This window comes from Loktanella sp. M215 (genome assembly GCF_021735925.1).
GTDB lineage: Bacteria > Pseudomonadota > Alphaproteobacteria > Rhodobacterales > Rhodobacteraceae > Loktanella.
In genome coordinates, this window is the sequence record NZ_WMEA01000001.1 from 124,711 (window position 1) to 136,870 (window position 12,160).

A 12,160-nucleotide genomic window follows, 5' to 3' on the forward strand; every position below is an offset into this window, starting at 1 on the left:
ATTGCGATTCTAGACTGAGGGTGCAGCAAGGCGAAGGTTTGGTTCAGACGTGGCTTTTCACCCGACCACTCACCAAAAATCCCCCCGGGATGACCCCAGGTTCCAGAACCTTCGCTTGCTGCGATCCCGTCGTGTCGGACCTGCGACCTACCGTCGGCTGATTGCCGAACATGGGTCCGCCGACGGGGCGCTTGCGGCCCTGCCGGCCATCGCGGCTGCGGCTGGCGTCGCTGATTATGAAATCTGTCCCGCAGGTGTCGTCATTGCAGAGATGAAGGCCGGTCACGCCGCGGGGGCACGCCTGCTGATGCAGGGCGATCCTGACTGGCCTCCGGCGATCGACGATCTGTCCGACGCACCGCCTTTGCTGTGGGCGCTGGGACGCGTGGACCTGCTGCACCGCCCGATGATCGCCATGGTGGGCGCGCGCAATGCCTCGTCGCTGGGGACCCGGATGGCGAAGGCCCTGGCCAGCGATCTGACCGCCGCGGGGTATGTCGTCGTGTCCGGGCTGGCGCGCGGGATCGATGCCGCTGCCCACCACGCCGCACTGGCCGGCGGCACGGTGGCGGTGCAGGCGGGCGGCGTCGATGTCATCTATCCTGTCGAAAATACCGATCTGGCCCATCTGATCGCGGCACAGGGCCTGCGCCTGTCGGAAATGCCCATGGGTCTGCAACCGCAGGCGCGGCACTTTCCGGCGCGCAACCGCATCATTGCGGGCCTGTCCCGCGCCGTCATCGTGGTCGAGGCCGCCGCCAAATCCGGCAGCCTGATCACCGCCCGCGACGCGCTGGATCAGCACCGCGACGTGCTGGCGGTGCCGGGTCATCCGTTCGATGCCCGCGCCGCCGGGTGCAACATGCTGATCCGCGACGGCGCGCAACTGGTGCGATCCGCCGCCGACGTGATCGAGGCATTGGGCGCCCGGCCCGCAGCCCCCCTGCCGCTGACGATTCCGGACCAGCCCCCGGCACCGCGCCGCACCCTGCAGGAAGCGGCGGCATTGCATAACCAGATCCTCGATCGGCTGGGAGCCTCGCCTGTGGCAGAGGATCAGTTGATCCGCGATCTGGGCAGCCCCTCACCGCTGGTCGCGCCGGTGCTGATCGACCTCGAACTGGACGGTCGGATCGCCCGATCGGCGGGCGGTCTGCTGTCACGGGTCAGTTGACAGCGCCGAACCTAAAAAAATCCGTCATGCAATTCAGTGCGTTACGCGGAAAGTCCGATCTTCGGACTGGCGAAGCCGGTCTGCATTGACAACTTAGGGCCAAGCCGCCCATGTTGCGCGGCCAGTGTGCGCCCCAGTCAAAGCAAGGTTTTCCCATGCCCGTCGTCGTTGTCGAATCCCCGGCGAAAGCCAAGACGATCAACAAGTATCTGGGCAGCGACTATACGGTGCTGGCGTCCTACGGCCACATCCGCGACCTGCCGCCCAAGAACGGATCGGTGCTGCCAGACGACGACTTTTCCATGATCTGGGAGGTCGCGGCCGACAGCAAGAAACACATCAAGGCGATCGTCGACGCCCTGAAGGAAGACCCGAACCTGATCCTCGCCACAGACCCCGACCGCGAGGGCGAGGCGATTTCGTGGCACCTGCAGGAAGAGCTGAACAACAAGCGCGGGCTGAAGATCCAGACCGCCAGCCGCGTCGTGTTCAACGCGATCACCAAATCCGCCGTGACCGAGGCGATGAAGAACCCGCGTCAGGTCGACATGCCGCTGGTCGATGCCTACCTCGCCCGCCGCGCGCTGGACTACCTCGTGGGCTTCAACCTGTCGCCCGTGCTGTGGCGCAAGCTGCCCGGTGCGAAATCCGCCGGTCGCGTGCAATCCGTCACCCTGCGGATCATCGTCGAGCGCGAGATGGAAATCGAGGCGTTCCGCAATCAGGAATACTGGACCGTCAAGGCGATCCTGCAGAACCCCCGCGGCGTGGAATACGAGGCGCGGCTGACCGTGCTGGGCGGCAAGCGGCTGGACAAGTTCGACCTGTCGAACGCGACGCAGGCCGAAATGGCCGTGCAGGCGATCAATTCCCGTGACCTGGGCGTGCAAAGCGTCGAAGCCAAGCCCGCGTCGCGCAACCCCTCGCCGCCCTTCATGACCTCAACCCTGCAGCAAGAGGCCAGCCGCAAGTTCGGCATGGGGGCCAAGCAGTGCATGAGCGTGGCCCAGCGGCTGTATGAAGCCGGCCTGATCACCTACATGCGGACCGATGGCATCGACATGGCACCAGAGGCGGTGACCGGTGCGCGCGACGCGATCAAGTCGAAGTTTGGTGACAAGTATGTCCCGAAGGAGCCGCGGGTTTACAAGAACAAGGCCAAGAATGCGCAGGAAGCGCACGAATGCGTCCGCCCGACCGACATGATGGTCGATGCGTCACAGGCCGACATCAAGGACAGCGACCAGCGCAAGCTCTACGATCTGATCTGGAAGCGCACGCTGGCCAGCCAGATGGAAGCCGCCCGGATGGAGCGGACGACAGTGGATGTGGGCAGCAAGGACGGTCAGGTCATGCTGCGCGCCAACGGGCAGGTCATGCTGTTCGACGGCTTTCTGCGCGTCTACGAGGAAGGTCGCGACGATACCGAGGACGAAGACAGCAAGCGCCTGCCGCAGATCGAGAACGGCGAGGCCGCGAAGAAGCAGTCCGTCGACTCCGAGCAGCACTTTACCCAGCCCCCGCCCCGCTACACCGAGGCGACACTGGTCAAACGGATGGAAGAGCTCGGCATCGGGCGCCCGTCGACCTATGCGTCGATCGTCACGACGATTCAGGATCGCGGTTATGTCGAAAAGGACAAGAACCGCCTGATCCCGCAGGACAAGGGGCGGCTGGTGACGGCCTTCCTGTCGAACTACTTCCACCGCTATGTCGAATACGACTTCACCGCGGACCTCGAAGACCAGCTCGACAAGGTCAGCGCGGGCGATGCGGACTACAAGAAGCTGCTGGAACGCTTTTGGCGCGACTTTTCCGCCGCCATTGCCGAAACCGCTGACCTGCGGATCGGCGAGGTGCTGGACAAGATCAACGAGGTGCTGGAACCGCACCTGTTCCCCGATCCCGGCGACGGCACCGATCCGCGGCTGTGCCCGAACTGCGGTCAGGGGCGTCTGTCGATGCGAACGGCGCGGTCCGGCGGCGCCTTCATCGGCTGTTCGAACTATCCTGAATGCCGCTATACCCGGCCCTTCGGTCCGCCCGACCCCGAGGCGGAAAAATCCGCGATTCCGCCGGACGGCAAGCTGCTGGGCGAGGACATGGGCGACGAGATCCGCATCTTCAAAGGCCGCTTCGGTCCCTTCGCCCAGCGCGGTGCCGCGACCGAAGAAAACCCCAAGCCGCCCCGCCAGTCGGTCCCTGCCGCGTGGGAGCCGGAGGAGGTCGAGTTGGAACAGGCCGTCCGCCTGCTGGCTCTGCCCCGCCTGATCGGCCCCCACCCCGAGGACGGCGTGAACGTCTGGGCCAACATCGGGCGCTACGGCCCCTATCTGAAACACGCCGAGACGACTTCGGATCGTGGCGGCACGAATGCCAACCTTGAAGGGTTGGAGGATGTCTGGACCGTGGGCATGAACCACGCGGTGCAGCTTCTGGCCGAAAAGGTCGCCAGCCGTGGCAGCCGCGGCAAGGCCGCCGTGGCCCTGCGTGAATTGGGCGACCACCCGCAGGCCGGTGGCCCCGTCAACATCTATGACGGCAAATACGGGCCTTACGTGAAGTGGGACAAGCTGAACGCGACGATCCCCGACACGGTGACACCCGAGGATCTGACCCTGGCGCAGGCCGTCGATCTGCTGGACGAGCGGGCCGCGAAAGCGGGCAAGCCCAAGCCCGGCGCCAAGAAGAAGGCCGCCCCGAAGAAAGCCGCCGCGAAAAAGCCGGCCGCAACCAGCGCCGCCAAAGCTCCGACGAAGCCCGCCGCAAAAAAGCCGGCGGCCAAGACAGCTGCGGCCAAGAAGACCGTGACCAAGACGACTGCGGCCAAGGCCAAGCCTGTGGAAACCGATGACGGCGACGTCTTCGAATAGCCGCTGCCCGGCGTCATCAGATTGACATTGCCCGGTGCGCCTTGCAGGTTCGCCGGGCAATTCATTTTTGAGGGTGCGAGATGAAGAAAGTCTATAGCTCTGCCGCCGAGGCACTGGACGGTCTGCTGACCGATGACATGCTGATCGCCGCGGGAGGCTTTGGCCTGTGCGGCATCCCCGAACTGCTGTTGGGCGCCATCAAGGAATCGGGCGTGAAAGGTCTGACCTTTGCATCCAACAACGCAGGCGTGGACGATTTCGGCATCGGCATCCTGCTGCAGACCAAGCAGGTCAAGAAGATGATCTCCTCTTACGTGGGCGAGAACGCCGAATTCATGCGCCAGTATCTGGCCGGAGAGCTGGAGGTCGAATTCAACCCGCAAGGCACGCTGGCCGAGCGGATGCGCGCTGGCGGTGCCGGGATTCCCGGCTTCTACACCAAGACCGGCGTCGGCACGCAGATCGCCGAAGGCAAGGAACACAAGGATTTCGACGGGCAGACCTATATCCTTGAACGCGGCATCGTGGCGGACCTTGCCATCGTGAAGGCGTGGAAGGCGGACGCCACCGGCAACCTCGTGTTCCGCAAGACGGCCCGCAACTTTAACCCGCCTGCCGCCATGTGCGGCAAGGTCTGCGTGGTCGAGGTCGAAGAGATCGTGCCGACCGGCAGCCTTGGCGGTGACGAGATCCACCTGCCCGGCGTCTATGTCCATCGCATCATTCAGGGTGACCACGAAAAGCGAATCGAACAGCGCACGACGCGCAAGAAGGAGTCCGCATAATGGCTTGGGATCGCAATCAGATGGCCGCTCGGGCCGCGCAGGAACTGCAGGACGGCTGGTATGTGAACCTTGGCATCGGGATTCCGACCATGGTCAGCAACTACATCCCCGAGGGGGTCGAGGTGACCCTGCAGTCTGAAAACGGGATGCTGGGCATGGGCGCCTTCCCGATCGAGGGCGAGGAAGACGCCGACCTGATCAACGCCGGCAAGCAGACGATCACCGAATTGCCGCAGACCGCGTTCTTTGACAGTGCGACGTCCTTTGGCATGATCCGCGGCGGCAAGATCGCCATGGCGATCCTGGGTGCGATGGAAGTGGCCGAGAATGGCGACCTCGCGAACTGGATGATCCCCGGCAAGCTGGTCAAGGGCATGGGCGGGGCGATGGACCTTGTCGCCGGCGTGCAGCGTGTCGTCGTCGTCATGGACCACGCCAACAAGCATGGCGAGTCGAAGGTGCTGAAGTCCTGCACCCTGCCCCTGACCGGGGCCGCCGTGGTGGACCGGATCATCACGAACCTGGGCGTGATGGATGTCGTCGAAGGCGGTCTGCGGATCGTCGAGACCGCCGACGGCGTGACCGAACAGGAGTTGCGCGACGCGACAGAGGCGACGATTGTCGCCTGAGGTCCAGCACAAGACCAGCGGCAGCAAGGGCCGCTGGTTCATCGACCATGGCAATGGCATTAGCGAGATGACCTATTCGATCCTGTCGCCCGAACAGGTCATCGCCGATCATACCGAAGTCGCCCCCGGTCACGAGGGCGAAGGGATCGGCGTGATGATGCTGGACGCCTTCATCGCGGACGCCCGCGAGAAGGGCTACCGGATCGTGCCGCTTTGCCCCTTCGTGAACGCCCAGCGGCGCAAGCATCCGGAATGGGCGGACGTCTTCGCGGTCTAGGACCGGTTGACCGCAAACACGCAGCCGTCGGACACCAGTTCCGGCGGTGTCAGGCACAGGCCCCGCGCCACCGCAAAGGCGGCCAGCACCTTTGGCACATAGCCGCGGGTTTCGGGGAACGGCGGCACACCCTTGGCATCGCGCACGGACCCTTCGCCGGCGTTATAGCCCGCCAGCACCAGAATCGGGTCATCGTTGAACTTGTTCATCAACCAGTCGAGGTAGGCCACGCCGCCCTTGATGTTCTGCGCTGGCGACAGGCTGTCGGCCACGCGGAACCGCGCGGCGGTGTCGGGCATCAGCTGCATCAGCCCCTGCGCGCCGGACCGGCTGACCGCCTGCGCGTTGCCCGCACTTTCCACACTGATCAGCGCCAGCACCAGCGCCGGGCTGACCTTGGTGCCGACCGTGGCCTTCAGGATCTCGATCCCGTGGAGGGCGGCGATGTCCTGCAGGGTCTGCAACCGCGGGGTCGGCACCGACTTGCCGCTGGGCGGCTCTGCGATGACGCCCAGCGCCTGCTGCAGCCGTCCCGGCCCCATGGCCGCCAGATCAGGCGAGATCGTGGACCAGAACCAGTCCAGGCCGGAGGGTTGCGGGGCAAGGGCGATGGCCCCGTCCGGCGTAGCCACCGGGCGCGGAGCGCTGGGCCGCAGGGTGGCCGGTGTCGCGGTCGGATCGACCTGCACCGTGATGCGCGATCCCTGCGCCTTCGGCACGCCGACACGCTTGAAGGTGAAATCCGGCTGCAGCCGGTCCTCGCCCTGTGCAACGGCTGCGAAGAGGCACAGCCCGACCGTTGCAAGGCCTCTGGTCATCGTCATCATGGTGCGTCCTGCTCGACACTTGTTTTGCGGTCATCGTGGCAGGTCACGGGCGGCGTTGCTACGCTGGCGTGCACAATCCGGCAATTTCGCCAGTATTCGACGCAATCAGGCAACGTCGCAAATGGTCAACGGTTCTTCTTTCATAATTAAAGACATTTAATTACAGCAGGTTACTTGAAAATTACCGGATTATTTGACTGCGCCCAAAAACGCACGAAACCAGCCAAATTTAGGACGCAATCGACCAGCTATATAAGGACATCCAAGACGGGGAGCGGGCCACTAAGAGGCCGGCGCGCTACGATCCGGCAAAGGATACCAAACACAAGCGATACCCTGAGGAGGGAATATACATGCTGAACTTCATCAAAAACTTCCGCAACGACGAAGACGGTGCCGTGACGGTTGACTGGGTCGTGCTGACAGCTGCCATCGTGGCACTCGGCCTGCTGGTCGGCACGACGATGAGCTCTTCAATCACGGCCAAGACAGCTGCGATCTCGTCCGAGATGACGAAAACGACCAACTAAGTCATCCGCAGGGATGTTCTGGGCCGCGTCAGAATATGACGCGGCCCTTTGCGTTCTGACGCTGTCCGAAATGACCGCGCGCCCGCCGCAACATTGCCCCAATGCCATGCCAAGACCGACGGCAAGGGACGACACAAGGAATAGATCATGCAGGCTTTTTTGAATTCTTTTCTGAAATCCGGCGATGGGGCCGTGACCGTGGACTGGGTGGTCCTGACGGCCGCGATCGTCGGTCTGGGAGTTGTGGCAGGCCTTGCCGTAAAACCAAGCGTCGAGAGTAAATCCAACGCGATCGCAGCCAGTTTGGCGACACCACCGACAAATCCGTAAGACTTTCGATACAGACATCCGGCACACTGACTTGACCGGATTTCACGCAGCTTCAACAACGGGAATGACTTCATGCGCTCAGTTTTCAGTTTGGTTCTGGTTCTTGGCATGGCACTGGCGGGGTTTGCCGTCTACATGGTCAAGGGCTATGTGGCCGACACCGAAAGTGCCCTGATCGCGGAACGCGAACGCGCGGCGCAGGTCGTCGAAACCATTGACGTGCTGGCCGTATCCAAGGCGCTCGCATTTGGCGACACGCTGACTGCAGAAGACGTCACAACCGTCAAGTATGCCAAGGATTTCCTGCCGGAAGGCACCTTCGCCACCATGGAAGAGCTGTTTCCGGAAGGTTTGGACCAGTCCCGCAGCGTCCTGCGCCCGATGGAGGTGAACGAGGTCGTGCTTGCCACGAACGTCACGCCACAGGGGCAAATCGCCAGCATCACGCAGCAGTTGCGTCCGATGATGCGGGCCTTCACGATCGGCGTCGATGGGTCGACGGCGGTATCCAGCTTCTTGCGGCCGGGCAACCGGGTGGACATCTATTGGACCGGAAACGTGGGCCAGAAAAACAATCAGGATGAAACCCATCTGATCGGCAGCTCGATCGAATTGATCGCCATCGACCAGAGCACTGACCGCAACAAGATCGACACCGCGATCCCCAGCACCGTGACCGTTCAGGTCAGCGTCGACGACGTCGCGCGACTGGCCCAGGCCCAAGCCGAAGGCAAGCTGAGCCTGTCGCTGGTGGGATCGGACTCGGCTGTGAACGTGGTGGCGGATGGCGAACAGGCCATCACCCTGCCAGAGCCGCCCGTTGCTCCGGTCATCGTCGCTGACGTCCCTGTCGCGGCCCCCGCTGCCCCGCAAAGCTGCTATACGACCGTGCGCCGCGGCACCGAGAAGGTGCAGATGGAAATCGCCTGCACCAACTGATCCAGATCAGTCTAACCCTATAAAACATGGAATGTCAGGGCCGCCGGAAACGCGCGGCCCGACTTGCTTGCGGCGCCTGAAAATCGGACGTGTTGCCCGATGTCCACATCAATCATAGCCCGCAAACCATTGATTCTTGCAATAATCAGCGGACATGGTCATGGTGGTCGCAATGACGGAAAATAATTTCCGCTGACGCGTGATCGGAGAGGCAGGTCACAATGAGCTATGACAGATTCATGAAGGCCGCTGTGGCGAGCCTGATGTTGGTTTTTGCGGCAACGGCGCCCGTGCAGGCAGAGACGCTGCGCGTCGTGACCGGCACGTCATCCGCACCACTGGCCGTTCCGATGAACCGCGCCATCGTTGTGGAAAGCGACGAACCCTTCACCGAAATTTCAATCGCCAACCCGGGCATTGCAGACATCTCGTCCCTGTCGGACCGGACGATCTATCTGCTGGGCAAAGAGCCGGGGCGCACGACGATGACGATCCTGGGCGCCGATGGCCGCCTGATCAGCAACGTCGAGGTGCAGGTCACGCCTGACATCGCGGAATTCAAGGAGCGGCTGGAACAGATCCTGCCGGGCGAGCCGATCGAGGTCCGCACCGCCAACAACGGCATCGTGCTGTCGGGCACCGTCAGCAGCACGGCCCGTCTGGACCGCGCGCTGGAACTGGCCGAGCGCTATGCCCCCGAGCGGGTATCCAACCTGATGAGCGTCGGCGGCACCCAGCAGGTCATGCTGAAGGTCCGTTTTGCCGAAATGCAGCGCAGCGTCAGCAAGTCGCTGTCGTCATCCGTCGCGGCGCAGGGCACGGCGTTGAACGGCAATCTTGGCACCAGCGGCGGCACCGGCGGACTGGTCACGTCCGGCGCCATCGGCAATACATTCAATGGCTCCACCCCTGCTACCAATGCCAATAACGGCGCCTTCCTCTTCGGCTTCAACGCCGGCGGGCTGGAGGTCGGCATCCTGCTGGAAGCGCTGGAATCCCGTGGCGTGGTGCGCACGTTGGCAGAGCCGAACCTGACCGCCCTGTCGGGGCAAGAAGCCAAGTTTCTGGCCGGTGGCGAATATCCCGTGCCCGTGGCGCAGGACGGCGGCCAGATTTCGGTCGAATTCAAGCCTTTCGGCGTGGAGCTGACATTCGTGCCGCGCGTCGTCGACGGCGACATCATCAACCTCGAACTGATGGCAGCGGTGTCTTCGATCGATCCGGCCAACGGTTTCACCGCGAACGGCTTTACCGTGAACGCCTTCCGGCGGCGGGAAACCTCGACCACGGTGGAAATGCGCGACGGCGAAAGCTTTGCCATCGCGGGCCTTTTGTCCGACGACTTTACCGATCTGAACGGTCAGGTGCCGTGGCTGGGCGATGTGCCCGTGCTGGGCGCCCTGTTCCGCAGCGTCGAATACAGCCGCCGCCAGACAGAGCTTGTCATCATCGTGACACCGCATCTGGTCACACCGACCCGTGGTCAGGCGCTGGCGCTGCCGACCGACCGCGTGCAGCCGCCATCGGAAAAGGATCTGTTCCTGTTTGGCCGCGTCGCCGCGTCGAATGCGCCAAAGGCTGGTGGCGCTGGTGAAGTCGCACGACAGGACTTCAGCGGCTCTTACGGCTATGTGATGGAATGACGGGGGCTGCCGCGATGAAGACCTTTTTGATGACGACAGCCGCCGCCCTGACACTGATGGGCTGCGCACAAGAGGCGGGCATGGCGCGTGACGCCGCAGGGACGGCGTACCTTGACCCGGCCTTCGGCAATGCCACCGCCGCAAACGAGGCGGCGATGACCGGTGCGACGTCCCAACTTGGCGCGCGTTTTGCGTCGGAGGTCGACAGCACCGTCACATTCGCCTTCAACTCTGCCGAGCTGGACGCCACCGCACAATCGGTGCTGGCCGTCCAGGCCAACTGGATCCGTCAGTTTCCGGAAATCCGGTTCCGGGTCTATGGCTTCACCGATCTGGTGGGCTCTGCCGCCTACAACAAGCGGCTGGGGCTGGCCCGCGCCAATGCCATCGTGTCCTATCTATCCACTCAGGGCATCAGCCGGTCCCGGCTGGAGGCGCTGGTGTCCTACGGCGAGACGCGTCCAGTGATTGCGACCCCCGGTCCCGAACGCCAGAACCGCCGCGCCGTGACCGAGGTGTCTGGCTTCGTGAAGGGCGCGCCGATGCTGCTGAACGGCAAGTATGCGGAAGTCATCTTTCGTGAATACGTGACCAGCGCGGCGCCGACTGCCACGATCTCTGAGTCGCAGACGGCTGGCGCCGCACAGTAATTGCGGAGTGCGGCGCGCATCATGCGATGCGCGTCGACAGTGCGACCCCGTCCGTCCTATCGTTGTGCCAAACCGCACAATCACACGGATTTCGTCCCAATCTCGACATGATTAGACGGCACAACCGGATCAACGGGCAAGCCTTGTTCTGCAAGATGCAGACAGGGCGAAAGCACCGGGTGATCGTGATGGGCCCCTGACAGAGCCTCACACCCTCCCCGCGCGGCGCCCACATGTAGAGGACGTCCGGTATGAGTAGCACTGCAGTTCTGAGATCCGAAAGCCCGGCCCTGATCGCCTGCACCGTCAGCCGCGACGTGCAGATTTTTGATCTGCTGATCGAGGACATGGAAGCCGCCCTTGGCGAACGCTGGGGCGACCTGAGCTTCACGGATGCCATGACCTTTCTGCGACAGCCAGAGGCATCAGAGCTGGAGTTCCTGGCCGTTGCCATGGATCAAGCGGACGAAGACAATTTGGAGCAGATCGCCGCGATCATCGGTGCCGCCAAACGGCGCGATATCAAGGTGATCCTGATCACCGAGGATGTCAGCCCCGGCGCGCTGCACAAGCTGTTGCGTGAAGGGGGCGACGAGTTCGTGCCCTACCCCCTGCCGGAAAACGAGCTGGCCAATGCCATCGAACGTGTGCAGACCCCCGCAGCCGAAATCCCGATCGCCCCCGAGCTGGAAAACAAGCTGAAGCCGACCGGCACCCATGACGGCGTCGTGATCGCGGTGCATGGCATGGCCGGCGGGACCGGTGCCACCACGCTGGCCGTGAACCTCGCCTGGGAACTGGTGCTGGCCGACAAGGCGACGCCGCCGCGCGTCTGCCTGCTGGATCTGGACCTGCAATTCGGCACCGCATCGACCTATCTGGATCTGCCCCGCCGCGAAGCGGTGCTGGAACTGCTGTCGGACACGGATTCGATGGACAGCACGTCATTCATGCAGGCGCTGCTGTCCTACGACCAGAAACTACACGTGCTGACCGCGCCCACAGACATGATCCCGCTTGATCTGATCAGCGGCGCGGATGTGGCCCGCGTGCTGGAAATGGCGCGCACGAACTTTGACTACGTGATCATCGACATGCCCTCGACCATGGTCGAATGGTCCCAGACCGTGCTGGAGGCGGCGCATGTCTACTTCGCCACGCTGGAGCTCGACATGCGGTCGGCGCAGAACACGCTGCGCCTGAAACGTGCGCTGCAGTCCGAAGACCTGCCGTTCGACAAGCTGCGCTTTGTGTTGAACCGCGCCCCCGGGTTCACGGATCTGTCCGGCAAGGCCCGCGTGAAGCGGCTGGGCGAGAGCCTCGGGATCTCGATCGAGGTGCAGCTGCCGGATGGTGGCAAGCAGGTCGCCCAGACCTGCGATCACGGCACGCCACTGGCCGTGAACGCGCCCAAGAACGCCATGCGCAAGGAAATCGCGAAACTCGCGGCGTCCGTCCACGCGGTCAATCAGGCCGAACACGCCGAAGCTAAGGGTTAAGGGA

12 protein-coding genes are annotated in these 12,160 nt (G+C 63.4%); 11 read left to right on the forward strand and 1 reads right to left on the reverse strand.

Annotation, left to right across the window (positions count from 1 at the left end):
* The first annotated feature begins 115 nt into the window (after positions 1-115).
* The 5 genes from dprA (at position 116) to GLR48_RS00645 (ending at position 5,738) form a co-directional block, all read left to right on the forward strand.
* Positions 116-1,174 (forward strand): DNA-processing protein DprA, encoded by a 1,059-nt coding sequence (gene dprA, locus GLR48_RS00625; RefSeq protein ID WP_237057785.1) that lies wholly within the window; start codon positions 116-118, stop codon positions 1,172-1,174.
* Positions 1,175-1,329: 155 nt separating this feature from the next.
* Positions 1,330-4,047, forward strand: coding sequence for a type I DNA topoisomerase (gene topA, locus GLR48_RS00630; RefSeq protein WP_237057787.1), 2,718 nt, complete (start codon positions 1,330-1,332; stop codon positions 4,045-4,047).
* An 80-nt stretch (positions 4,048-4,127) separates the two neighbouring features.
* Positions 4,128-4,832: a CoA transferase subunit A gene (locus tag GLR48_RS00635; protein ID WP_237057788.1), complete on the forward strand. Its 705-nt coding sequence runs from the start codon at positions 4,128-4,130 to the stop codon at positions 4,830-4,832.
* Positions 4,832-5,461, forward strand: coding sequence for a 3-oxoacid CoA-transferase subunit B (locus GLR48_RS00640; RefSeq protein ID WP_237057790.1), 630 nt, complete (start codon positions 4,832-4,834; stop codon positions 5,459-5,461). The genes GLR48_RS00635 and GLR48_RS00640 overlap by 1 nt, the downstream gene beginning before the upstream one ends.
* On the forward strand, positions 5,451-5,738 hold the full coding sequence (locus tag GLR48_RS00645; protein ID WP_237057792.1) for a GNAT family N-acetyltransferase: 288 nt from the start codon (positions 5,451-5,453) through the stop codon (positions 5,736-5,738). The genes GLR48_RS00640 and GLR48_RS00645 overlap by 11 nt, the downstream gene beginning before the upstream one ends.
* Here GLR48_RS00645 and GLR48_RS00650 read toward each other — a convergent pair.
* Complete coding sequence (locus tag GLR48_RS00650) at positions 5,735-6,565, reverse strand: lytic transglycosylase domain-containing protein (RefSeq protein WP_442915734.1); 831 nt, start codon at positions 6,563-6,565, stop codon at positions 5,735-5,737. The genes GLR48_RS00645 and GLR48_RS00650 overlap by 4 nt on opposite strands.
* 353 nt (positions 6,566-6,918) lie before the next feature.
* Here GLR48_RS00650 and GLR48_RS00655 point away from each other — a divergent pair, with 353 nt between their 5' ends.
* The 6 genes from GLR48_RS00655 to GLR48_RS00680 all read left to right on the forward strand — a co-directional run bounded on the left by GLR48_RS00655 (position 6,919) and on the right by GLR48_RS00680 (position 12,156).
* On the forward strand, positions 6,919-7,095 hold the full coding sequence (locus GLR48_RS00655; RefSeq protein ID WP_237057794.1) for a Flp family type IVb pilin: 177 nt from the start codon (positions 6,919-6,921) through the stop codon (positions 7,093-7,095).
* Positions 7,096-7,242: 147 nt separating this feature from the next.
* Positions 7,243-7,425 (forward strand): Flp family type IVb pilin, encoded by a 183-nt coding sequence (locus GLR48_RS00660; protein ID WP_237057795.1) that lies wholly within the window; start codon positions 7,243-7,245, stop codon positions 7,423-7,425.
* A 72-nt stretch (positions 7,426-7,497) separates the two neighbouring features.
* The gene (gene cpaB, locus GLR48_RS00665) at positions 7,498-8,364 is read left to right on the forward strand and encodes a Flp pilus assembly protein CpaB (RefSeq protein ID WP_237057797.1); all 867 of its coding nucleotides are present in this window, start codon (positions 7,498-7,500) and stop codon (positions 8,362-8,364) included.
* Between the two features lie 221 nt (positions 8,365-8,585).
* Positions 8,586-10,007 carry a type II and III secretion system protein family protein gene (locus GLR48_RS00670; protein WP_237057799.1) on the forward strand — a complete coding sequence of 474 codons (1,422 nt, stop codon included), beginning with the start codon at positions 8,586-8,588 and terminating at the stop codon, positions 10,005-10,007.
* A gap of 29 nt (positions 10,008-10,036) precedes the next feature.
* Entirely contained in the window at positions 10,037-10,657 is a 621-nt protein-coding gene (locus tag GLR48_RS00675; protein ID WP_237057801.1) for an OmpA family protein, read from the forward strand.
* A gap of 251 nt (positions 10,658-10,908) precedes the next feature.
* Positions 10,909-12,156 (forward strand): AAA family ATPase, encoded by a 1,248-nt coding sequence (locus GLR48_RS00680; protein ID WP_237057803.1) that lies wholly within the window; start codon positions 10,909-10,911, stop codon positions 12,154-12,156.
* Positions 12,157-12,160: the final 4 nt, after the last annotated feature.